Annotated in this window: 21 protein-coding genes; 3 read left to right on the top strand and 18 right to left on the bottom strand. The window is 60.2% G+C overall.

Annotation, left to right across the window (positions count from 1 at the left end; genetic code table 11):
- Positions 1–5: 5 nt before the first annotated feature.
- Genes tssK through MCM46_18550 form a run of 4 tightly spaced genes read right to left on the bottom strand, consistent with a single transcriptional unit; the run spans position 6 to position 4,379 of the window.
- A complete protein-coding gene (tssK, locus tag MCM46_18565; GenBank protein ID MCG3113812.1) occupies positions 6–1,337 on the bottom strand; it encodes a type VI secretion system baseplate subunit TssK in 1,332 nt (443 codons plus the stop codon).
- Positions 1,338–1,357: 20 nt separating this feature from the next.
- The gene (gene tssJ / locus MCM46_18560) at positions 1,358–1,792 is read right to left on the bottom strand and encodes a type VI secretion system lipoprotein TssJ (GenBank protein ID MCG3113811.1); all 435 of its coding nucleotides are present in this window, start codon (positions 1,790–1,792) and stop codon (positions 1,358–1,360) included.
- A gap of 7 nt (positions 1,793–1,799) precedes the next feature.
- Positions 1,800–3,038, bottom strand: coding sequence for a type VI secretion system-associated FHA domain protein TagH (gene tagH, locus MCM46_18555; GenBank protein ID MCG3113810.1), 1,239 nt, complete (start codon positions 3,036–3,038; stop codon positions 1,800–1,802).
- Positions 3,039–4,379, bottom strand: a complete 1,341-nt coding sequence (locus MCM46_18550; GenBank protein ID MCG3113809.1) for a hypothetical protein — start codon at positions 4,377–4,379, stop codon at positions 3,039–3,041.
- A gap of 304 nt (positions 4,380–4,683) precedes the next feature.
- Here MCM46_18550 and MCM46_18545 point away from each other — a divergent pair, with 304 nt between their 5' ends.
- Entirely contained in the window at positions 4,684–5,259 is a 576-nt protein-coding gene (locus MCM46_18545; GenBank protein ID MCG3113808.1) for a hypothetical protein, read from the top strand.
- 61 nt (positions 5,260–5,320) lie between these two features.
- On the opposite strand, the gene MCM46_18540 is transcribed toward MCM46_18545, so the two are convergent.
- Positions 5,321–5,680 carry a PilZ domain-containing protein gene (locus MCM46_18540; GenBank protein MCG3113807.1) on the bottom strand — a complete coding sequence of 120 codons (360 nt, stop codon included), beginning with the start codon at positions 5,678–5,680 and terminating at the stop codon, positions 5,321–5,323.
- A gap of 196 nt (positions 5,681–5,876) precedes the next feature.
- On the opposite strand from MCM46_18540, the gene MCM46_18535 reads away from it, so the two are divergent.
- Positions 5,877–6,434, top strand: a complete 558-nt coding sequence (locus MCM46_18535; protein MCG3113806.1) for a hypothetical protein — start codon at positions 5,877–5,879, stop codon at positions 6,432–6,434.
- Between the two features lie 14 nt (positions 6,435–6,448).
- A complete protein-coding gene (locus tag MCM46_18530; protein MCG3113805.1) occupies positions 6,449–7,423 on the top strand; it encodes a pyridoxal-phosphate dependent enzyme in 975 nt (324 codons plus the stop codon).
- A gap of 59 nt (positions 7,424–7,482) precedes the next feature.
- Here the strand turns inward: MCM46_18530 and MCM46_18525 are convergent, their stop codons facing one another.
- From MCM46_18525 to MCM46_18465, 13 genes are all read right to left on the bottom strand, one after another.
- Complete coding sequence (locus MCM46_18525) at positions 7,483–8,145, bottom strand: ABC-type transport auxiliary lipoprotein family protein (GenBank protein MCG3113804.1); 663 nt, start codon at positions 8,143–8,145, stop codon at positions 7,483–7,485.
- Between the two features lies 1 nt (position 8,146).
- Positions 8,147–9,046, bottom strand: a complete 900-nt coding sequence (locus tag MCM46_18520; protein MCG3113803.1) for an MlaD family protein — start codon at positions 9,044–9,046, stop codon at positions 8,147–8,149.
- Positions 9,031–9,834 carry an ATP-binding cassette domain-containing protein gene (locus MCM46_18515; GenBank protein ID MCG3113802.1) on the bottom strand — a complete coding sequence of 268 codons (804 nt, stop codon included), beginning with the start codon at positions 9,832–9,834 and terminating at the stop codon, positions 9,031–9,033. Before MCM46_18515 ends, MCM46_18520 begins: the two co-directional genes overlap by 16 nt.
- Before the next feature lie 2 nt (positions 9,835–9,836).
- On the bottom strand, positions 9,837–11,057 hold the full coding sequence (locus MCM46_18510) for an MlaE family lipid ABC transporter permease subunit (protein MCG3113801.1): 1,221 nt from the start codon (positions 11,055–11,057) through the stop codon (positions 9,837–9,839).
- Positions 11,058–11,105: 48 nt separating this feature from the next.
- On the bottom strand, positions 11,106–11,882 hold the full coding sequence (locus tag MCM46_18505; GenBank protein ID MCG3113800.1) for a hypothetical protein: 777 nt from the start codon (positions 11,880–11,882) through the stop codon (positions 11,106–11,108).
- A gap of 36 nt (positions 11,883–11,918) precedes the next feature.
- The gene (locus MCM46_18500; GenBank protein ID MCG3113799.1) at positions 11,919–13,358 is read right to left on the bottom strand and encodes an efflux transporter outer membrane subunit; all 1,440 of its coding nucleotides are present in this window, start codon (positions 13,356–13,358) and stop codon (positions 11,919–11,921) included.
- Positions 13,359–13,388: 30 nt separating this feature from the next.
- Entirely contained in the window at positions 13,389–14,339 is a 951-nt protein-coding gene (locus MCM46_18495; protein MCG3113798.1) for an efflux RND transporter periplasmic adaptor subunit, read from the bottom strand.
- A 16-nt stretch (positions 14,340–14,355) separates the two neighbouring features.
- Positions 14,356–14,838, bottom strand: a complete 483-nt coding sequence (locus MCM46_18490; GenBank protein MCG3113797.1) for a DUF3302 domain-containing protein — start codon at positions 14,836–14,838, stop codon at positions 14,356–14,358.
- The gene (locus MCM46_18485; protein ID MCG3113796.1) at positions 14,835–16,274 is read right to left on the bottom strand and encodes a sugar porter family MFS transporter; all 1,440 of its coding nucleotides are present in this window, start codon (positions 16,272–16,274) and stop codon (positions 14,835–14,837) included. Before MCM46_18485 ends, MCM46_18490 begins: the two co-directional genes overlap by 4 nt.
- A 64-nt stretch (positions 16,275–16,338) precedes the next feature.
- Positions 16,339–17,154, bottom strand: a complete 816-nt coding sequence (locus MCM46_18480) for a hypothetical protein (GenBank protein MCG3113795.1) — start codon at positions 17,152–17,154, stop codon at positions 16,339–16,341.
- A gap of 12 nt (positions 17,155–17,166) precedes the next feature.
- The gene (locus MCM46_18475) at positions 17,167–19,911 is read right to left on the bottom strand and encodes a glucosidase (GenBank protein MCG3113794.1); all 2,745 of its coding nucleotides are present in this window, start codon (positions 19,909–19,911) and stop codon (positions 17,167–17,169) included.
- A 14-nt stretch (positions 19,912–19,925) separates the two neighbouring features.
- Positions 19,926–21,473, bottom strand: coding sequence for an alpha-amylase family glycosyl hydrolase (locus tag MCM46_18470; protein MCG3113793.1), 1,548 nt, complete (start codon positions 21,471–21,473; stop codon positions 19,926–19,928).
- 87 nt (positions 21,474–21,560) lie between these two features.
- Positions 21,561–23,231, bottom strand: coding sequence for a mechanosensitive ion channel family protein (locus MCM46_18465; GenBank protein ID MCG3113792.1), 1,671 nt, complete (start codon positions 23,229–23,231; stop codon positions 21,561–21,563).
- Positions 23,232–23,269: the final 38 nt, after the last annotated feature.

Genomic DNA, 23,269 nt, shown 5'->3' with positions numbered 1-23,269 from the left:
GAAGCCTACTCCTTTATTGCAAAAAGCTCGACGGTTAAGCCATTCAGATCTGAAGGAAGATAGAAGGCGACCGAATGTGAACGGCAGATCGAGTCCCAAAGGGGCCCTTGATTCTCAAGTCGAAAATAATGATGCCCGATTTTTGGAGAGAGACCTGAAGGCGGACGGGCGGTGTAGGTTAGCTTGAGCCCCGGCAATGCCGAGGTGACGATGGTATCGAGATCGAGCGGGGCGCCCGCCTTGATTCGCCGCGGGGTCCACTCCCGGATCTGATCTTCCGGAAGGTTACCGGTCACCCCGAGGTAGAATTGAGACGTCTCCAAAAGCCGCTCATCGCCGATACGGCCGACCAGCGTATTCTCCCGGCTCTTCTCCAGCGGGATGACGATATGCCGCGTCGGAGTGACCCCCTCCACCAGGCCTCTGATCCGCAGCTCCAGCTCCCGGAACGTTTTTGTGAGATCGTGGTGCTGATACGGAGGGAGATCGCGCGGATGCTGGTCGGGCGACGCCGTGGTCAACTCCCCCGCCATCGATGCGAGGGTCAGATAGAGCACTTCGGGATGGATCTTCCCGAGATGGCTGTAGTGGGACAAAACCGGAATCGACCGGTTGAGGGTTTGAAGAAGGGTCATGCGGACCGGATCGAACGACCCCGGATCGTCGCGCTGCCCGCCCAGGGCGCTCCGCTTGGCGGAGAGGAGCTCCAACAATCCGCGGATCAGCCGCATCAGGTATCCGGAGGCGGAGATCGCCAAACAAGGGGGGATATAGGTTTCCCGAAGGGCAAGGTTCCCCCCGGCGGTTCGGACCAGCTCGGCGATCTTGAGGGTAACCGCCCCCGACATCTCCTCCCCCGAGAAGAAGAGCCGAAGATTTTTCCGGGCGACGGCGATCTCCCGGATATTTCCGCCGGTGTTGAAATCGGCCACCTTAATATAGGAGGCGGTATAACGGGTCGATCGCGTGTCGCCCCCCTCCTCCAACCGGCAGTTGGCGGCATCGGGCTGCTCGGCCGGAATCCCGAGATAGACATCGAGGTGGTCGAGGGCCGGCGGGAAAAGATCCCCCATCGGCCGCGTCTCCGGGGAAGGATCGGTCTCCGGAATCTCGACCACGAGACCGTCGGGCATCACCCCGTGCAGGCCGAGCAGAGCGACCGTCCCGTTGGCCAGCGCCTCCGTGTCGATGTCGATCCGGGCGACCCCCCCGCCGAATCGGGTCATCGCGCCGAGGAGCTTGGAGAGATTCCGCTCCTGAAACCGGTCCCAATGCTGAAAGTGGTGGGGCGATAGAAACATCCCCTCGCTCCATACTACTTTTTGATCTTTATCCATGGAATTGATCCTTTATTCCCTTAATCGATATTGGCCGCCTTCACCGTCTGCGCTTCGACGCTGATCTCCACCGAACGGACCTTTTTCCCTTTTAGCGGAATGATCTCCCGCCAGCCGTTTCCCTCCGGCTTTCGGAAGAGGGCCATCAGCGCCAGATACTCCGCCCCCTCCTGCGGATCGACTTTGACCTCGACCTTCGTATCAGGGAGAAGGGTGATCTCCTGCCGGTCCAACAGATCCCCTTCGAGGATCTTCTGATCCTCTTTCCAGAGGGAGATAAAATCGGCCCCCTCGATTTTCTCTTTCCCCTTCAACTGGTAGACGCGGACGATCACCGGAAGGGGGTTGCCGCCGTCGTCGAGATTCAACGTTTTGGAACCGGCCACCGAAACGCTGATGACTTTCTTTCCGCAGGCCGGCAGCCCGAATGAAACTGCGCAAAGGAGCAAAATCAATGAAAACTTAAGTAGGCGTTTTCTTCTTTTTCTGAATGGAGAGATAGCCCTCCGCAAAATAGGGTCCCAAAATCTGTTCAAATGTCCGAACCTCCTCCTCTGATAACTCCCGATGTTTTTCCCGGAATCGATCCCACGCCGCCAATTTGGCCAGCGGGCCGATCCGGAGGGCGCCCCCCTCCCGCCGCTCTTTTCCCTCCAGGGTGTCCGGATCCAACTGCTTGAGGAGACCGCGCAGGCATTCCCGAAATCCGGCCATCATCCCGACCTGATGGAGCGCCAGATCGGTGAAGACATCTTCCAGATCGGCGATCACCTTCTCGGTCGACTCCGAAATATTCATGTCAAAAAGATAGGCTCCGATCTCCCGGCTCCCTTCGACCACTTTGATCGGGTTCGGTTTGCGCAGGAAGATCCGGGTCGACTCGACTTCGAACCCCGCCTCAAACTCCCGCCGCCCTTTCACCGCGTCTGCGAGCGAGTCGACCATCACGTTTAAGACCCGATCGAGACGGTCGACAAAAGCGGTCATCTCTTCCGGCGCGCCCAACGTTTCTGCATTTTCAAAATATTTTCCCGCCAGCTTCTTTAAGGCTTCATGCGCCGCCCGGCCGGCCGCAATCTCCCGCGTCTGTTCGGGGGCGAGCGTGTCGGCCGATTTCCGCTTCACCCGCTCCTGCTGATACTCCGGCTCCGGGAAGCGGGCCTCGATCAGATCGAGAAGCCGTCTCGCCCTCCCCTCGTCGAGGCTGAAAACCGCCTTCCGGAGAATCTCGGCGATCCGGGACCGCCGCGCTTCGGGATCTGCTTGATGATCGGCGTAGGCGCGGCTTAATTCCTCCAGGAGGGTTTCGGTCTCCTCCGCCGTTCCTGAAAAGTTCAGGGTGGCGTCCGAAACCTCGACCGCCTCCAGTTTGGTCTCCTCCCGAATGATCGGGAAAAACTGAAGGACGAAGTTGCCGATGGCGATCTGGTCTTCCGGGCTGAGCGGATATTCCTTTCCGGAGATCAACGGCTCCCCGTTCAGCCGCGTCCCGTTTTTGCTCCCGATATCGATCAACAGGAATTGATCCTCCTTCCGGCGGATCTCGGCATGTTTCCCCGAGACGATGCGCCGCGGATCTTCCAGCTGGACCTCGTTGGAATCCTGGCGGCCGATCCGGACCACCTCCTGCGCATATTCGCATTCGACCGCCTCATTTCCGGTCTTGTCCAAAATACTCTCGATGACTAATTTGAATGGCATTTACCCGTTCCGAACCTCGCTCAGTTCTTTCCGGATGAGGTCGCACGCCTCGAGAATCTCCCGGTTCCGCTCGCGGGAGCCGAAGAGCTCCAATTTGATTCGCCCCCCCAGCCGTTCCGCGTCGGCGGTCACCCGCTCCATCAAGCCGCCGAGCTGATCGAGCGGGACCTCTGCCCGATTCTGAATGAGGCGAAATCCGATCAAGAGCGCCTCGATCCACAGATCGTCCGGGATCGCATCACAGCCGTTCTCTCTCTCCTGCTGCCGATGGAAGATCGCTTTTTTCGAAAGGATCTCCCCTTCCTTCCGGAGGTAAAACCGGAGCCGGCGCGACAGGAATTGCTTCTCCTGGTTTTCCAACGAGAGGGAAATCGGGCCGAGCTGCCCCGCCGTTCTGTCGACCGCCTCGTAAACCCCCTCCATCTCCTGCCGATCGTTGACGAGAAGCGTCCGAAAGAGAATCATCCCCAGGCTGTAGAGATCGCACGGAATATGGAGGCTCTTGTAGATCATGACTTCCGACCGGGCGAAAACCTTCTGCCGCGCTTTTTCAAACCCCTCCCAAACCGCGGGGGAGACCGGCTCGGTGACCCCTTCGAGAAGAACCCCCCGTTCCGCGGAGCCCCGCTTGCTCGCCCAGATCCGAAGCGATTCCCCCTCCTCGGAGAGGTTCGGGGCGACAAGAAAGAGGTCCCCCAAAGAATAATCGGCCCCCTTCAGCTGGTCGGAAACCAGCTGGGCCTGAACGATCCCCCGGATCTCTCCCGGCGGGGAGTCCCGCATCCGCTCCGTCGATCGAACCAGGAGGGTCGCCGTCTCCTCCTGCTCAAGCCCCTGCCGCCTCACGAGGGGCGCCGAATAAAGAGGATGCGCATCCGGGGAAGGGCTGAAGAGCTGTGCGGGAAAGTCGGCCGGCATTCCCGGGGGGGTAAATCGATCGGCCAATTGGAGATTCGACGTATCGAGGGAAAAACCCCATCGGACCGGCAGGAACGGTTCGGTCGCCGCCGCCATCGTCAGTCGGAGATGGGCCGGCTGAAGATTCAAGAGGGGCCTCTGGTGCTCCTGGTGAATGCCTTGGATTCGGCGGCATAAACCGGTGAAAAGATTCCACTTCAGCCAGAAGAGCTCCAGGGAATAGCGTTGTCGATCCTCCGAGAAAAGAAATTGAGGGGAAGATGAAAAATAGGACGCGAAAGAACGAAGCGTCTGCTGCCGCGCCATCGAAAAACCGGAGCGGCTCCACCGATCCAATGCCTCTTCCCAAACGGCCCCTCCCAGAAGGTCGCTGAACTCGTCATACTGAAGAGACATTTGTCCCGGTAAACGCTCATCATCCATGAAAGCACCTGAGGTTTTCGGAGGTATATCTGCGGATAGGCGCTAATATTGAAGAAAAGCAAGAGGAATGTCAAGCGATTTTCCATGGTCCGCGGCGGGCTGTTTTCGATGGCATCATCCCTTAAAATGAGGAGGCCTGGAGAGATTGAATCCCGGGATTTCCCATCCCCATGGGCGGCGACGATCGGCGCGGAATCGAACCGGCCTCCTTCGGGATCTCATTGGCTTATCGGCAAAATTATGGTAATTTGGACGGTGCGGAGCGGTTCGAAGAACGGCTTGAATCAGAGGGAGGAATTCATCGATGGGTACCTGGAGACGGATCAGACGCGATCTCGCGCTTGCCGCGACCGGATTTCAGGAAGCGACCGTCGCGATCGCCGAGCGGGTCCATCATCGGGTCCAGCATGTCAAGATCTCATTGGAGATGTCCGACCTGGAGCGTCGGATCAGGGAACACCAATCGATCTTGGGAGAGAAGACGTACCGGAAGTTTGAGGCCGGAATGACCGATTTGGATCTTCTCTCCCAAGAGCCCGACCTCGCCGATCTCGGCCGCGAGATCAATGCCCTTCAAAACCGCCTGACCCTGATTGAAGAACAATCGACGGAAGAAGAACCGCTCCGCCTTTTTGAGCATGTCCTGGAAGATTCCGGTCTGGTCCTGCAACATGCGGTCATTCCGAATGGGTTTCCCTGGATTGGAAAAGCCATTCAGGAATGGAACCTCCCGGCGGAGATGCGGATTGTCTACGTTCGGAAAAAGAATGGGGTCGAGGTGGCGAACGGACGGACGGTCGTGGAGCCGCATGACCAGATCACCTACATCGGCCCGCGGAGAAAAATACATATTTACAAACTGTTCTGGTTCAACGGTTAAAGTTAAATCGGATGGTTTTCGCGGACCACTCGACAGGCCCGCATGTTTCGTTCAAAATCGTTCAGAAGGGACCCTCCCCGTATCTCTCCTCAAGTTTTTTGATGTGCGCATACAGCTTTGGTTTTTCCAGCTGCATCTTCTCGAACTGGATGCCGACTGCAAAGTGGTTTTGATCCGGAAGCGGCGCCACCCAAACCACCTTTCCCGAGACCGATTCGACGATTTTCTCTTCTTGAATGGTCAGGGTCAGCTCAACGAGGACGAGATCCCCCTTCTGATACCGTTCCTTACTGTATATCCCCAGGCCGTCGGTTGAGATGTCACGGATCAAAACATACTCTTTTGATTCCATCCCCTCGGGCGTGAGGCGGGCGATGGAGATCAGTGGAATCCTGGCACGTTTCCTTTTGCTTCTCATCATGAATCCTCTGATGAAAAGGTATCACACTTTATCCCCCCGTCAACAATTGACGATGACTACGGAAACCCTCTCACTTTTTTCGCAACAGTCGATGTGGATTCCATCACCTGCGCTTCGTACGACGACCGATCGAATTTGATTTTGATTGAATTCGAGTGTATTCTCCTTTCGAATCAAATGAGGCCGCCCCTTGCTGATGCCGCTCCTTAATACAACGCCTCAGACCCTCCTTCACCTCCCCGGCTTCCTGCCGAGCGCGATCCTGGCGGGGGTCATGTCTCTGATCCTGCTTCGCGCCCGCGGCTCGAAGTGGCGGCTCGCGATTCTCTCTCTTCCCGGCACCTTCTCGCACGAGCTGATCCATCTGATGGTCGGTTTCCTTCTCCTGGCGAGGCCGGCCGGCTTCTCTCTTCGGCCCAAACGCGCCGGGGAAGGCTGGGCCCTCGGCTCGGTCTCCTTTCGTAAAATAAACATGTTCAACGGCGCTTTTGTCGCCCTCGCCCCCCTGCTCCTCCTCCCCTTGGCTTGGCTCTGCTTGACCGGCGTGGCCGCCCCTTTTTGGGCGAATCATCAGTGGGGGGGATGGCTCGCGACCGGCTACTTTACCTCCACGCTCCTGCTCGCCGCGATCCCCTCCCCTCAGGACATCAAGGCGGGGCGCCCGTCGCTTCTCTTCTATGGAATTGTCGGGGGAACCGTCGGCGGGCTCTGGTGGTTGTGGGGCTCACCCTCTTGGCGAAATTGGTTTCATTGAGAGAGGGAATGGAGATGAGCGAAATTACGTTTCAAGAGATTCAGACCGCCGCGCGCCGGCTGGAAAGGAATGCGCACCGCACGCCGATCGCAACTTCAGATCAGCTGAATGACATCGTCGGCGCCGAGGTTTTTTGTAAATGCGAAAACTTGCAACGGGTCGGCGCGTTCAAGTTTCGGGGGGCATTCAATTTGATCGGCCAATTGAGCGAGGCGCAGCGCGAATCGGGGGTGGTGGCCTTCTCCTCCGGAAACCATGCCCAGGCGGTGGCGCTGGTCGCGAAGCGGCTCAAGATCCCCGCCGTCATCGTCATGCCGCGCGACTCCCCTGCCGTGAAGCTGGCGGCAACGCGCGGTTATGGCGCGGAAGTGATCCTCTATGATCGTCTCAAGGACAACCGGGAAGCGATCGCGAAACAATTGTCTGAGAAAAGGGGCCTGACGCTCGTGCCGCCGTTCGACCATCCGCACATTATCGCCGGCCAGGGAACCGTCGCGCTGGAATTCCTCGCCGACATTCCCGATCTCGATCTTCTTGTGGCGCCGATCGGGGGAGGCGGGTTGATCAGCGGATGCAGCATCGCGGCCCACGCGATGCGACCCGCTCTCCGGATCGTCGGCGTGGAACCGGAGACCGCCAATGATACTTACCTCTCGTTGGAGAAGGGTAAAATTGTCTCAACGCCCCTCTCCCGATCGATCGCCGACGGGCTCCTCTCCCCCGCGCCGGGCCGGCTCACTTTTCCAGTCATGCAACAACATTTGGAATCGGTCGCGTTGGTCACCGATGCGGAGATCGCCGAAGCGGTCCGCTTCATGCTGATTCGGATGAAGCTGCTCGTCGAGCCGAGCGGGGCGGCCGGGGTTGCCGCGTTGATGGCGGGCAAGGTTCCAGACCTGCGGGGCAAAAAGGTCGGCGTCGTCCTCTCAGGTGGGAATGTTGATCCGATCGTGTTGGCAAGGATGTTGGCTCCAAGCATGGGGGAATAGACCCATCCATCTTTGTTGAGGATGGCGGAACGGAACAATCCGCCATTTGCTTTCAAAACTCAGCAGCCATCGAGGGGGCCCTCTTGCACGCACCGACTGACCCAAGCCGCCACTTCGTCCAGCAGCTTGGCAACAGCCCGATTCGCGGCGGTCACCCCGCCGTAGGCGTCCTCGCTCGGCGCCTCTTCCAGGATCTCGAAGGTCTTCGTGCCGACGGAGCGCAACCGTTGCAGGTCGATCAGTTGGGCGCGCAGTGTCAGACGGACGCGGCTCGGACGCTGAAAAAACTCCTGGCCGAGGGTCAGGTTGTCGGAATCGACCCGATAATCTCCCCGAACCGCGCTCGGCATCCGGATCACCGTCTGCCAGGCGCCGATTCGCTCGAAAGCCTGGACCAGCAGCGGGGCCAACATCCGGGGAGGCGTATCGACCCATTCGCTGGTCGCATAATAATTGACCTCGTGGGGGCGCCGCAGATAGGCGATCCGCTCCGTGTCGAATCCCGCCTGCGCCTTGGGGAGATTCACCAGCAAGACGGCGGTCGATCCCTTCCCCGCTCCTCCTCGTCCTGAAGCCTCCCTTCCCTCCGGATTCAAAAAGTAAGTATGGACAACCTCTCTCTTTGTTTGTCCGGGGAAGGCGCAAGCGGTCGTGAGGATGATCATGAATAAGAAGAAGAGGAGGATCGATTGCACCCTCCTCCCGATTCGATGGAGGTTCACCTTATTCTCCCGGTCCACGCGGGCGCTGAGACTTGCCGAAGATCAAGGCGTTCGGCTCCCGCTCCAGTTGCGAGGCCAGCCGCTTCGAGGTGGCGGTCAGCTCTCTTAGCTCCGTGATCAGAAGACCGGCTTCCGTTAACGTCTCTCCGGTAAATTCCTCGATGCGGACCTGATTCTGATTCACCAGACGTTCCAGCATCGCGCTTGTCCGCGCCGCATTGCTCGACATCTCGCTGATGGAGCGGCTGCTTTCTTGAAGGTGATCGAGGACGATCGGAAGCTGGGCATCGACCCTCCCCGTCATCCGGTCCAACGTCCCGGCGATCTTGGCCGTCTCTGCCAGTAGCTGTTTAAATGCGGCGCGGTTCTCCTCATCGACCAGCGACTGAGTGCGGAGGGCAAGGTTGTCGAGATGGTCAACCAGTCTCGGGAGCGACGGATCGGTCAAGAGGCGGGAGAGGCCCTGTTCAAAACGCGCATAAAAAGAGGGGACGTTTTTGATCACCGGATAACGTTCTCCCGGTTTTGCGGTGAGGAGGGGCGACTCCCGGCGGCCGCCGGCCAGATTCACCACCGCCACCCCGGTCAAGCCTTGAAACTCAAGATAGGCCACCGTCTCCTCCGTCACCGGCGTCTCTTCAGAAACAGAGAGGGTCAGCCGGAGCCGTCCCGGATGCTCCGGATCGACGACCATCTCCTTCAGGTATCCGATATCGACCCCGAGATATTTCACCGAGGCGCCGACGCCCAACCCCGTGACCGACTCTCGAACATAAACGTCGTAATGATCGTAGACCCGCCTCGACTCCCGCCGGCCGAGCCAGATCAACAGAACGACGAGCGCCGCCCCGAGGAGAACGACGAAGAGACCGACCCGCGCGTAATTCACCTTTGTTTCCATGTGGACTCCTGGATCTCTCGGCCGCCTCGCGCTTGGAAAAAAGCGCGGACCAAAGGCTCCTTCGAGCGGGCGAGCTCCGCCATCGTCCCGACGGCGACGATCCTCCCCTCCCCCAACACCGCCACCCGATCGGCCAGCCGCCAGAGGGCGTCGAGGTCGTGTGTAACCATCACGACCGTCAGACCGAGCCGCGCCTTCAGGCGTTCGATCAGCTCATCCAATCCGCCGGCGCTGATCGGGTCCAACCCGGCGGTCGGCTCGTCGAGAAAGAGGAGCTCGGGATCGAGCGCGATCGCACGCGCCAGACCGGCCCGCCGGCGCATCCCGCTGCTGAGCTCGCTCGGGTATTTCACCGCGCTCTCCGAGGGAAGGCCGGTCAGCCCGATTTTGACCAGCGCGAGCTCTCGGATCAAATGCCTGCTGAGCGCGGTATGCTCCTTCAATGGGACGGCGGCATTTTCGGCCACCGTGAGGGCGCTGAATAGCCCCCCCTCCTGGAACAACACGCCGGAGCGCCGTCGAAACCGAAGCAGGTCGGCGGGCCCCATCGCGCGGGTCTCTTCTCCAAAGATCCGGATCGATCCGGCGTCGGGCTCCCGCAGCAGAATCATCTCCCGGAGCAGCGTCGTCTTTCCGCTGCCGCTCCCGCCGATGATGGCGAACAGCTCCCCCCGATAAACCGACAAGCTGATGTTTTCATGAACCACGGCGTCGCCGAAGCGGGTCGAGACGTGGTCGACCTCCACCACCGGTTCTCTTGCGCGCGATCGTAGGGAGCTCGCCGCCATGTTTACAGCTTCCACCAGCTGAGGAGGATCGAGAAGAGGGCGTCGAAAACAATCACCAGGAAAATCGCCTGGACCACGCTGGTCGTGGTGTTCCGGCCGACGCTCTCGACGCTTCCCCGAACCTGGAAGCCCTGGTAACATCCGACCAGCGCGATGATGATTGCGAAGACCGGCGCTTTGCCGATTCCGATCAGGTAATGCCGCAGTGCGATCGCCTCCCGAAAGCGGGAGATAAATTCGTCGAAGCGGATCCCAAGCTGACCGTAGGAGACCAACATCCCCCCGAAGACGCCGATCAGATCGCCGAAGACGGTCAGCAGCGGGAGGGCGATCACCAGCGCCGCGATCCGGGGGATCACCAGCAATTCCATCGGCGAAAGGCCGATCGTCCGCATCGCGTCGAGCTCTTCGGTCACCTTCATCGTCCCGATCTCGGCGGTATAGGCCGCCCCCGATCGCCCCGCGATGACGATGGCGGTGATCAGCGGCGCCACTTCCCGGAGCAGGGAGATCCCGACCAGATCGACCACATAGATGTTGGCCCCCAGAGCCCGGAGCTGTTCCGCCCCTTGATAGGCGATCACCGTTCCGACCAAAAAGAGAAGCAGACCGATAATCGGAAGCGCATTGAAGCCGTCCAGCTCCACCCGTTTTAACAAGGCGCGGCCCCGAAGCGTCCGCGGGTGCGCGACGGTGAAGAAGAACCGCATCACGCTCTCCCCGAGGAAAGCGAGGGCGTCCCGCAGTTCGGTCCCCTCCCGCCACACAAGGCGGCCGATCCGCTCCAGCCCGCTCATCCGTGGAGCGGAGGCGGGGAGTTGAATCGCCGACCCACTCCGCGCGACCATTTGCATCAATTCGGCCTGCGCGGGGGAGAGCCGCCGCAGCGCCACCCTCCGGCCTTTCTGTTGAAGGGCGTCGAGGGTCCGCTGCAGCAGCCAAGCCCCGCCGGTATCGATCGCCCGAATCCCCCCCAGATCCCAGATCAGCTCCGGTGACGTGGGCCAAGCGAAATCGGCGAGCCGCCGCTCCAGAGCGGACAGTTGCGGCAGCGTCCAGTCGCCGTCGAAATAAACGACCTGATCTTCGCCGAGAGAAATGCCTTCCTGGGGTGCTTTCGCGATCATCTGCCCTTCATATTCATGCCGGGTCTCAACCCCGTCGCCGTTGCGGGGAAGAGACGCCGGATCGAATGACTGTTTCGCGCGCCGGCGCCCGCGCAAACGGTTTTCTTCTCCTCCATTGACCTTTTCTCCTTCGCGTCCCACCCCTTAAAACCGGAGCGACAATCCTGCAAACGGGCCGATCAGCCGGAGCTTCACCTGCGTCGTGTCATTGGTGTTATGCGCGTTGAAATCCTCGTACCGGTATCCCCCGACAATGCTGAAATTTTTGAACGGGATGAGCTTGATGCCGGCCTCCCCGCTGATAAAATAGCCATAGGGGGTGTTCGGAATCCCGGAGCCTCTGAAGAACAAATTGGTCCCTTTAAACGGATTGATATCGAGCGCAAATCCGAGCGACGCCAACGGGACGGTCAGGTTCTCCTCCGCGCGTTGAGAAACGTTGTTCAGCTCCCCCTCGATCGAAAAATCGGCGACGACGGCCCGGATATCGAACAGCGTGCCGAACCGAATCAAGCCGTCGGAGGCGTCGATGAACTGCCAAACCCAGCCGATCCGGTAGAGTTGGAAATCGAGCGCCGAAGCGACGCGCGCTCCGATATCGAACGCCCGGTCCCGGATCGTAACGGTTCTCTCCAGGGTCTCTTCTCCCTCCCACTCGGCCCAGGTCGCATCGAAGAACAAACTGCTCTTCGGTCCGGTATACCAGGTGAGTCTTCCCTCGGGAAAATTCTCTTCGCGTAAGTCGAGATCTCGTTCCAGGTTGATATCGGTTCCGCGGACCTCGTTATCGAACCTTGTGCTTGCTTTCAGATCGGTAAACCAATAACGCCCTTCCAACTCCAAAACGACATCCTCCTCCCCGGCGTGGGCATCAAAGACAATCGCCAGAACGATCAGGGTGGAGAAGAATAAAACTTTCATCGGACCCCTCCTTCCATTTCGGCAGCGCGCGTCCGGTTAAGGCGCGCCGACCTCTCTTGAGGAAGCACGCTGCGTCTCCTCCCTCGTCCACCCCCCGCCGAGGGCGAGATAGAGGTTCACACGCTGCACCAAGCGCTCCCCCTGCACGCTGAGAATCGTGCTCCGCGCCGAGAAGAGCCGAAGCCGCTGCTGAAGAACCGAAAGAAGGTCGGTTCTGCCGACGTCGTATTGGGTCTCGGCGATCTCCACGACCCGTTCGTAGTCTTTCACCACCTGCGCCAACACCTCCTCGCGCCGGCGCAGCACCTGCTCGGCGTTCAGCGCATTCTCCACCTCCTCAAAGGCCCGGAGGACCATCGCGGCATATTGCATCACCGCTTCTTTTTGCTCTGCGTTTCGGATCTGAACCTGCGCCCGAAGCTCCCCTCCCCGGAAGATCGGGGCGAGGAGGCTCCCCCCAATCCCCCCCGTCGGGTTGCTGAAGTCGGACCGCTTGCTGAAGACGTCGCTGCTGATCAGCCCGAAGGAGGCGGTCAGGCTGAACTGGGGAAGCCTCGCCGCCTTCGCCTGTTGCACCTGAAAAAAAGCCGAGGAGACCCGGCGCTCCGCCGCGAAGAGGTCGGGCCGGCGTTCGAGCAGCTCCGAAGGGAGCCCCGCTGGGACCGGCGCCGTGATCCGGGCCAGCGCTTCGGCCAGCTCGATTTCCCCGGAGGGATATCGTCCGACCAAGACCTCCAAGGCCCGCCGGGACTGGGCATTCGCCTGCTCCAGCTTCAGCAAGCTGTCGCGGAGGCTCCCCGTTTCGGCCCGGGCGAGCACCACGTCCTGGTCTCCGGCCGCTCCCACCTCCCGCTTCTCCTTCGTCAGCGACAGGAGACGCTCGCTCGATTCGAGCATCTCCCGGGCGGTGCGCTCCTGCAATACCCCTTCCACCGCGAGGAACCAGCTTCGCGCGACCAAGGCGGCGATCGACTGGCGCGCAGAGGTATAATCGGCCTCTTCCGAGGCGAACTGTTCCTCCGCCGCGGCCCGTCCGGCGCGCACCCGTCCCCAGACGTCGATCTCCCATGAAGCGAACGCTGAGATGAAATTGATCCCGATCCCCTCGCCCAATCCGCGACTCCCTTTGCCGATCACCGAGACCGCCGGATAGAGCTGGCCCCCTGCGGCTTTCACAAACCCCGCCGCCTGTTCCACGCGTGCCGCCCCGATCCGTAGATCGGCGTTGTAGGTCAGCGCCTCCTCGACCAGACGATTCAGCAGATCGTCACCGAATGTCGCGACCCAATCGGCCGGAACGGCCCCTTCGGTCCCGCTTCCGGCTGTCCAGTGCACGGGGATGGCTGCATGAGGGAGCCCTTTCCTTTTGAGTTCTTCCTGTCCAGGCGGACGCTTCAGGCTGCAACCGGGAATCAGCGCGATCAGGAGCGCTGTTGCGACGAGCGCCGTCCATCCCGCGCGGCGAAATCTCTTCATGGCATCCATTTCTCTTCCTTTTCTCTTCCTTTAATGAAGCTTCACGATGAACCAATCGAGTTTGGCGCTCACCCGGAGCAATACTTTACGGAGCAGATGAATCGGCGCCAGCTGCTCGGTGTAGATCGCGGCGGCGCCGCGCGCGCCGGGCGCAAGGAACAGATCCCTGTCTTTGCCGTCGAGCATCAACTTCACGGCAAATCGCTGCGCCGGCGCTTCTCCCACCTGCGGCAGGGTGCCGCCGATCGGCAATTGGCCCTGCCCCGTCGCCCAAACGATGGCGTCGACCCGGCCCTTGATCACCCGTCCCGGATAGGTTTTCAGGATGATCTCGGCTTCGTCGCCCGGCTTGACCTTGCGCAGCTCGTTCTGTGAAAAGAGGGCGATGACCCACTGTTCATCTTCGACAAAACTCATCGCCGCCGTGACCGGGAACGGCACCACAAACGAACCTTCCCGAAGCTGCAGGTTGATCACCTTGCCGCTCCCGGGGGAGAGGACGGTTGTTTCGGAGAGATTCCAACGGGCCAGATCAAGCTGCGCGCGCAGCTGCCGGACATCGCTCCGGTCGCGATCGACATCGAGCTGGCTCCCGGCCCCGGTCTTCACCAGCGCGGCGGATTGTTTGAGACGGGTCTCGGCAAGCCTGAGCTGGGCTTCGATCCGCTTGACCTCAAGCTCAAAAGGGGTCGGATCGACCCGGAAGAGCACGTCTCCCTTTTTGACCGACTTGTTCGGCTCGACCGGCACGTCGATCACCCGCCCCCGCACCTGCGGAAGGATCTGCACGACATAGTTGATCACCCGCACATCGTGCGACGAAGGGGCCACGACGTTCAGAAGCAAGATCGTCACCCCCAGAAGGATGAAAGGGAGGGTGATGACGATCGCCTGGGAGACGAAGTTCCACGGCAGCCATTTGAGCTTGAAGAAAATAAGCCAGACAAAAAAGGCATAGATCAGCAGCAGCAAAATTTCCATATGTTACCTCATCTTTTCAAGCGGCCTTCCGTTCGGCCTCGCCGGCTTCCGATCCCTCTTCCGGTTCAGCCACATCGGTCCCATAGGCCATTTTGTACATCACCGGCTTGGTAAAGGCCCAGAGCCAGGCGAGCGGCCAGAGCAACCCTCCGAAGACAAGCGACAGGAAGCAGAGGGTCTTGATTGCCTGAAGCTGGGGATGTCTGCGCCGCTCGGCGATTTTCTCCGGAAGAATGTGGAGTATCAGAAAAAGCCCGATCAGCACAATCGGCGCCACGATCAGCACCACCCAGGTGAGAATGTCGGCCAGGGTGTCTTCAAAAGCGTGCCCTTCGGCCTCCGCCGCGAAGATTCGAACCGACGACATCAGAACGACGGCAAAGACCGAGACGGCGAGGCCAAATCGTACGAGAGGTTGCACAATGGGGGGAGCGTCCCGCCGCCGGCGGCCGCTTCCCCCTTCCTTTTTCTTCATTTCAGATCCGTTTTTCTTGTTCATGACGCCCTCCGAAGCCCGCTTTGTTCCCGTCCCTTACGGGACGGCCCCGCGCGGGTGATGAAATATTCTTCAATCTCCTCCAGCGTCTTCCCTTTGGTCTCCGGCACCAGCCGGTCGACGAAAAGCCAGGTGATCACCCCCATGAGCCCATAGAACCAGAAGATCCCCGCTTTGCCCAGAAGGCTGGCCAATGTCAGAAAGGTGTAGGCCACCACGAAGTTCGCCCCCCAATTCGCCACCGTGGCGACGCTCATTCCCGGCGCGCGCAACTTGAGGGGATAAATCTCGGCGATCAGGAGCCAGAAAATCGGCCCCAGGCCGATGGCGAAAAAGGCGATGTAGACCATCAGGGTGACCGCAGTGATCAGGCCCAATCCCCCTCCTCCCGCCTCGGCCTCGTCGCCCCGCAGTGCAAATCCCAGCCCGAGCACCATCAGCGCCACGGTCATCCCGGCCACACTCCACAACAAGAGCGGCCGGCGGCCGACACGGTCGATCAGCCAGAGGGAAACCCCCGTGAAGAGGACATTCACCACGCCGATGCCGCTCGTCGCGGCGATCGCGGCGGTATCCGACTGTAAGCCGGCCCCTTTGAAGATCGCCGGAGCATAGTAGATGACGGTGTTGACCCCGGTCACCTGCTGGAGAATCGCCAGCCCCACACCGATGATCAACGCCAAACGGACCGGCGGGGCAAGCAGATCCGAGACCTTCCCGCCGCTCTCCGAACGGATCGCCTCATCGATCTCGGCGAGTTCCTCCGTCACCTCCGGCGTTCCCCGGATCTTCCGCAATACCTTTTCCGCCGCCTCCCGGAGCCCGACGGAGAAAAGCCATCGGGGACTGTCGGGAAGGGCATACATCCCAAAGAGGAGAATGAGGCCGGGAACCGCGCCGACCGCGAACATCGCGCGCCAGTTTTGGGTGGAAGCATAATAATAATTAACGCCGTATGAGACGAGAATGCCGACCGTCACCGCAAACTGATTCAGCGAGACCATGCTTCCCCGAATGTGCGCCGGGGCCAATTCGGAAATGTAAAGCGGCACCATGAACGAGGCGACCCCGATCGCCGCGCCGATCAACACCCGGCCGATCAGAAAGGAGGTCATGCCGTCGGCGATTGAAACGATCAGGGTCCCCGCCAGAAAGAGAACGGTGGCATAGATGATCGAGAGACGGCGCCCCAGCCGATCCCCCAAGAGCCCTCCCGCGAGCGCCCCCAGTACCGCGCCGATGAGGACCGAGCTGGTCGCGAGCTCCGCCTGCTTGTGCGTGAGGTTCCACTGCTTCACGATAAAGAGGATCGCGCCCGAGATGACCCCCGTATCGAAACCGAAGAGAATCCCGCCGATCGCGGCGATGGCGGCGGCGACCAGGACATAGGCCGTCATCTTCGTTTTTTTCCCCGGTTGGCTCACATTTTCCTTTTCCATTTGATCCTCCTTCTCTCTATCCGCATTGTCCACGCGATCGCTTCATCGGGAAGATCTCTCCGCGCTAGCCGAATAGAAAATAAATGTTCGCTTCGATTTTCAAATCATAAACCTGATATTGCTGCACGAGGGGGAAAGCAACCTCCAGGGTCCCGAAGGTCGATTCGCTCCAGTTTCTTCCGACTAGGAAATCGAACGGGACAAACCATTTCCCTGTGTCGCCCGGCCTTTCATCCGCGAAGTTATATTTGATGTCGCTGCTCGGATAGAGGTTCAGGAACCATCCTTCTTCCAATGTGAGATTGAGAATCGGGGCCAACTGGAGCTCTCGGATCCGGTTGCGATCGTCCGCCCCGGCCACATCGGCATCGTAACGGACCAGCGGGGCGAACCAGCTCCCTTTCCGCAGACCGGGGAGCCTCCATCGCGCCGCGGCGCTCGGCACGATCCGATACTTCCCCCCTCCCATCTGATCCTGACTCGCCGTCGGGAAGATAAACTGGCTCCCGGCCATCCAGGCGAACGCGTCGCTCGGTCTGTTGATGATGATCACTTGGGTCAGAACGTCGCCGAATCCGAATTCGGCGCCGCCGTTCGGATTGTCGCGACTCGCCTGATCGGTGACGATCAAGGGAAGTTCGAGCCGCGTCGACCAACCCCACGTTGCACTTTCCTTGAAAAGCAGATCCCCCCTGAACGTCCCGTTGTGTAAAGTGTCCTCCTCCGAGGGGGGGAGATTCTGATACTGATATTTCAGGCTGAGCCGGGTGAGCGGGTTGGTCGGGTCGAGTCCGTTGTCGCTTTCATCCGCGGCCCCTCCGGAAGGGGCCGCGATGACCATGATCAGACAGACCAAAGCGAGAATCACGCCGTATTTCATTTCACGCTCCTGTTAAGCGGCCGCCCGGCGCGCCGTGACTCCGGTGACCCCGATCTTTTTTCCCGCTTCGAGATAACTCTTCGCATCGATCGAGTGGAATATTTGAATCAATGGGGCCACCAGTCCCGTCCAGCCGGTCTGGTGGCTGGCGCCGAGACCGGCGCCGTTGTCGCCGTGGAAATATTCATAAAACAAAAGATTGTTCCGCCAATGCGGGTCGGTCTGAAACTTCTCCGTCGCCCCGTAGACCGGCCGGCGGCCCCGCGCATCGGGCAAGAAAAGGCGGGTGAGGCGGGCCGTGATCTCCCGGGCGACTTCGAAAAGGTTCATCCGTATACCCGAGCCGGTCGGGCACTCCACTTTGAAGTCGTCTCCGTAATAGAGATAAAACTGGAGCAAGGCCCGGATGATCAGGGCGTTGACCGGAAACCAGACCGGGCCGCGCCAATTGGAGTTTCCGCCGAACATCCCGGAATCCGATTCGGCCGGTCGATAATCGACCCGGTAGGCCCGACCGTCGACATAAAAAGTGTAGGGATGCGCTTCATGGAAACGGGAAAGGGAGCGCAAGCCGTACGGACTTAAAAATTCATTCTCGTCGAGCATGCGGGACAAAATGTGGACCAGCCGGTGCGGATTCACCAGCGCCAGAATCCCCCGGTCGCCGACGCCGAGGTGCCCCGGTCCGGTCGGATGGATCGCCGAGGTCTGACGCATCTGGTTCATGCGACGATACGCATGCTCTAAAAGATGGGGGAGATGTTCGCGTTGATACGGCTCCACCACGGTGGTGGCGCAGAGCGGAAGAAGGCCGACCATCGATCGGACACGGAGCGGCACGGCGCGGCCGTCCGGCAGCCGGAGGACATCATAATAGAAACCGTCTTCTTCATCCCAAAGTCCCGTCGCCCCGCCCCCCATCCGGTTCATCGCCGACGCGATCAACATGAAGTGATCGACATACTTGGGAGCAAGATCGTCGTAGACCGGGTCCTCGGCGGCGAGTTCCGCCGCCATCTCCAGCATGTTCTGGCAGTACATCGCCATCCAAGCGGTGCCGTCGGCCTGTTCCAGATGTCCGCCGGTGGGGAGGGACGCGCTCCGGTCGAAGACGCCGATGTTGTCGAGGCCGAGGAACCCTCCTTCGAAGAGATTCCGCCCCTCTCGGTCTTTCCGGTTCACCCACCAGGTGAAGTTGGCGATCAGCTTGTTGAAGGTCCGTTTCAGAAAGGCGATATCCCCCTTCCCGCGCAACCTCTTTTGGGTTTGATAGACGAAGAGACTCGCCCAGGCATGGACCGGCGGGTTCACGTCGCTGAAGTTCCACTCGTAGGCCGGGATCTGGCCGCTCGGATGGAGATAATATTCGCGCAGCATCAGATCGAGCTGCTCCTGGGCAAAATCGACATCGACGGCGGAGAGCGCCACGGCGTGGAAGGCGAGGTCCCAGGCGGCATACCAGGGATATTCCCATTTGTCGGGCATGGAGATCACATCGTCGTTGATCATGTGGAACCAATCCTGGTTCCGAATCGGTCGCCGCATCGCATGCCTCGGCCCGGCGTCATGCTGATCGAGCCATTGACTCAGATCATATTTATAATACTGTTTCGTCCAGAGCATCCCGGAGAGTGCTTGGCGCATCACCCGCGCCTCCTCCTCTTGAACCGACGCGGGGGTGATGGCGCGGTAAAATTCATCCGCCTCCCGCCGCCGGGTCTCCACGATCTCTTCGAAGGGAATCCCGAAGAGGTGGTTGCTGACATCGGCCGGGGCGACGTTCATCAGGCGGAGCTGAACCGACGCCTCTTGGCCGGGACCGATCTCCATCTGATAATGGGCCGAGGCCTTCGTCCCCTTCTTCGTCGGGTTGACCGCGTCTCCTTGCCCGTTCACGACGTGATCATTGATTCCGTCTTTGACATGAGAAGAAGTGTTTTGCTTGCCGAAGAGCCGCTGTTTGTTCGTTTCGTTTTCGGTAAAGAGAAGCGGAGGTGATCCGGCGCAATAAAGGTAGCGCAGGCCGAGATCGGGATGGAACGCCTCGATCGTGCTTACCCCCCATCCCTCGCCGGGTTTGACCTGCTGAAGTTGCGGTTTCGGGACGCTCTCCCCCCACGCCCAGGTGTTGCGGAACCAGAGGGTCGGCAGCAGATGGAGCGATGCCGGCTCGGGACCGCGGTTGTGGGCGGTGATTTTGATCAGGATCTCGTCGGGCGAAGCCTTGGCATACTCGACGAAAATATCGAAGTAGCGGTCATCCTTGAAAATCCCCGTATCGAGCAGCTCGTATTCGAAGTCGCCGCGGTTTCTCCCCCGGTTCGTATGAACGAGATCAGCGTAAGGAAAGGCCGCCTGCGGGTACTTATAGAGATATTTCATATAAGAATGAGTCGGGGTGTTATCAAGATAGAAATAATATTCCTTCACATCCTCGCCGTGGTTCCCCTCGGCATTGGTCAAACCGAAGAGCCTCTCTTTGAGGATCGCGTCCCGTCCGTTCCAAAAGGCGAGGGCGAAGCAGAGCTGTTGTTTGTCGTCGGAGATTCCGGCAATCCCATCCTCGCCCCATTGGTAGGCGCGGGAGCGGGCCTGCTCGTGGGAGAAATCACTCCAGGCGTCGCCCGATTCGCTGTAATCTTCCCGCACCGTCCCCCACTGCCGCTCGCTCAGGTAGGGTCCCCATTTTCTCCACGGCTGCCGCCGGGCGGAGGCTTCCGCCACTCTTTTCTGCTCTTCTGTTTGATTGTTTTTCATTTTTAAGACTCCTCTCATTTTGAAGGAATTCCCGCCGATAGAAGTGTTCGGCTCGATTCATCGGTTCGCACCTGCGCGAAGGAAAAAATGTGGTCACCCCAGGCCGGCATGTCGAGATAGAGACCTCTGCTCAGAAGATCGTCGCCGTTTCGGTCGTACACGGCCGGCCCCATCCGGTCCTGCAACCGCCAGTCACGGCCCGCCAGTTCCGGAAAGGGAAGCCGCACGTAGCATTGGCCCCGTGTTGGGCCGAAGTTCACCGCCGCCAGCCGCAGCGCGCCGTTCGGCCCCGACCATCCATAGGCAATAAAGTGGTCGAAGGTTCCGTTTCCCTCCCAGGCGGCGACCGCCTCCAAGAGCCGCCACTCCCCCTGCCGAAACGGATCTTCCCTTAGGCAGGCGAGCAAGCGACTGTAGAATTGGGAGATCTCTCCATCGATCGGCTCCTCCGGCCCCCGGTGGAGGTGGACCGGGATTCTCCGCTGATGGCCTTCCGGCTCTCCCTGGTGGAAGAAACGCAGACCGGGTGAAAAGAAGGTGATGACCGCAGCGGCGCGGTGCATTTCGGGGGGGAAAACGGCCGCGGCGCGCGGCTCGTCATGGTTCTCCAAAAACCGCGCCAGCCGGTCTTGAAAATCGAGACCGGCCCGGAGATGCTCCCGCACCGGCCGGGCCTCTCCCTCCCTCAATCGATCGTAGAGCCGTTTGTCGTAACAGTAATCGAAGCCTTGTTGCTGCAAGGTCCACTCCAGATCCCAATAGACTTCGGCCATAAAGAGAAATTCGGGTGATCGCTCTCGAACCGCGCGAATTGCCATCGGCCAGAAGGGGGCCGCCTTGATTCCCCAGGTCCGCTCGAACACCTCCGGGAGCAGAAGCATCGCCATGTCGCAGCGGACGCCGTCGCAGCGCTCCGCGATTTTCAGCAACTCCCCCGTCATCGCCTCCTGCAACGGGGGATGGCCGTAATTGAGCTGGAACGTGTCGGGCCATCCCGGAAAGTAGGGATCGCGGCCGTAGGCGATAATGCGATCGGCGCGATCGGCGCGATCCCCCGATCCGCCCACACGGGTGTAGTTTCCCGGCTCCCGGGCCAGATCGGCTTCATTTCCCGATACGTAAAAGTCGGGGTGTTGCTGCACCCAGGGATGGTCGCGCGCCGTATGGTTCGGGACGAAATCGAGCAGGAGCTTGAGCCCTCTTGTCTTCAGCCGCTTGCGCAAGCGGGCCAGCGCCGGCTCTCCGCCGAACGTCGAATGGACCGAATAACCGACGATAGAAAAAAAGGAGCCGGTGATATCCTCCTCCGAGAAATCCGGCAGGAGCGCCTGAAATTCCCGGCGCCATTCGGGGACCGATCGGGAAACCTCCCGGCCCTTGGCCCCTGTCTGCCAGACGCCGAGAAACCAGACCCAGTCGAAGCCCCTCGCCGCCAGCGCATCCAGGTCCGAGTCGGGGATGTCGTCGAGCGTCGCCGGACACGGGCGATTTTTTGAGAGCTTCGCCAAGTAAACCGGCGTGTTGATCTGATAAAGGGACGGATAACGTAATCGTTGATTCATCAAATTTCACCTTTGTGAGAGAGTTGCATCTCGCTCAGTATCGGAACGAGAGGCCGGTGACCGGCCCTTCGAAATCGAGATCGATCATCATGCGGCGCCGGACTCCAAACGATCGGCGCCCGACATCTGCGGCGGCCGGGCCGGGGCCGAATACCATCGCTCCTTGGGAACCACTTTGGGGCTCTCCGAATCGCTCTCATACGCCGGCGTCATGATCTGAACCCCATATTCGTTGAACTGGTCGAGGATGTTTCGGTGCAGTTCAGAATAGAGGCGATCCATCTCCAGAGGGTTGTCGCAGTAGACGTTGATCTCGTAGGTGACGCAGAAGTCCCCTAGCGTTTTTATCAGGACAAAGGGGAACGGTTCCTTGCGCAAGCCGGGCGTCCGGCCCGCGGCGCGCAGGAGGATCGCTTCGACCTGCCGCCAAGGGGTCTCATAGCCGATGCCGACGGTGGTATGCAGAATCACCCCTCGTGAGCGGGCATGGGTGCTGTAATTGAGGATATCGGTGTTCACCATCACCGAATTCGGAACGACGACCTCCTCGTTCTTGACCGTTCGCAGGTGGGTCACGATCAGGGGGGTCTCGGTCACCTCGCCGGTGAAGTCGTTGACCTGGATGAAATCTCCGACTTTATAAGCCCGGCGGTAGATCATTGTATAGCCGGCGATCAGGCTTGAAATAAGGGAGGTCGACCCGAGCGAAACAAGGAAGCCGAGAAAGATCGACAACCCCTTAAATGCCGTCGAGTCCGAACCGGGAATATAGGGATAGGCCACCATGATTGCGAAAATGACGATCAGGAGGCGAATAATCTTGAACGTCGGTAATGCCCAATCGCGGTCGAACGAGGCCAGGGTAATCGTCCCCTGATCGATGCCGGCGAAAAAAAACCGGATGAGTTTCAGGGCAAAGCGCACCAATAGGATCAGGATTGCGATAAATGCCAAACCCGGGAGGGCATTGAAGAGTCCCTCGGCCATGACCCGAAGCGGGTTTAAGAGGATCTCGAGGAGCCGCCGGGAGAACGGCCGGGTCCATGGGTAGAGACCAAGGACAAAATTGAGGTAGAGGAAGGCGGCCACCGCCGCCAGGAAAAACCGAAGCCCTTTGAGAAGCGCCCGAATCGCGCTCCAGACTTGTCCCGCCTGAATGACCGCATGAGTGTGCGCTTCCAACGTTTTTACCCGCAGCTGGAGCCGCCGCTCAACAATCAGATCGAGTTTCCTGAACGCCCATCGGAGCCCGACCAGCAGCAGCACAAAGCCGAGCGTCGCGCCGAGCGCGTAAGCGGTGTGGAGCACCAGCAGACGCGGGCTCCGGTCTTCTCGATAGGCGGCGATCGCCTTCACGATCCGAGCGCGTATCACCTCCGCATGAGTCCGACGCGGCACCCCCTCGACATCGGCATCGGCATCGAATACCCTCATCACCGGCCGATCGCCCGCCACGATCTCGGCGCTCTCCTCCCCTTCGACGACGCGGAGCGACGCGGGGGGGAGCGTCGGGTCGGCCGCAATCGCCCGAATTCGCTTCGCGATTTCTCGCGCCCGCTCCTTGGCCGGATAAGCGGTGACCCCCCGGACCTCGAAAAGGAGCTCGCCGTCCAGCATGACCGGCGCCCGCTCCATCGTCGCGGTTGCATCGCTCTCGGACGGCGCCGGCGCGGAGCGATTCTCCTCCGCCCAGGAGGGATGCGCGCGGCCCGAGAGAACGAGCAGCAGAAGCGCCGTCCAAACAAAACGGAACCTCATCCGATTCACCTGTCGATATTTGTGTTGAGTCACGCGTA

Source organism: Candidatus Manganitrophus morganii (genome assembly GCA_021651055.1).
In the GTDB taxonomy this organism is placed as follows: domain Bacteria; phylum Nitrospirota; class Nitrospiria; order SBBL01; family Manganitrophaceae; genus Manganitrophus; species Manganitrophus morganii.
Note: the sequence above shows the minus strand (reverse complement) of the source record. Positions and strands in the feature narration are given on the sequence as shown.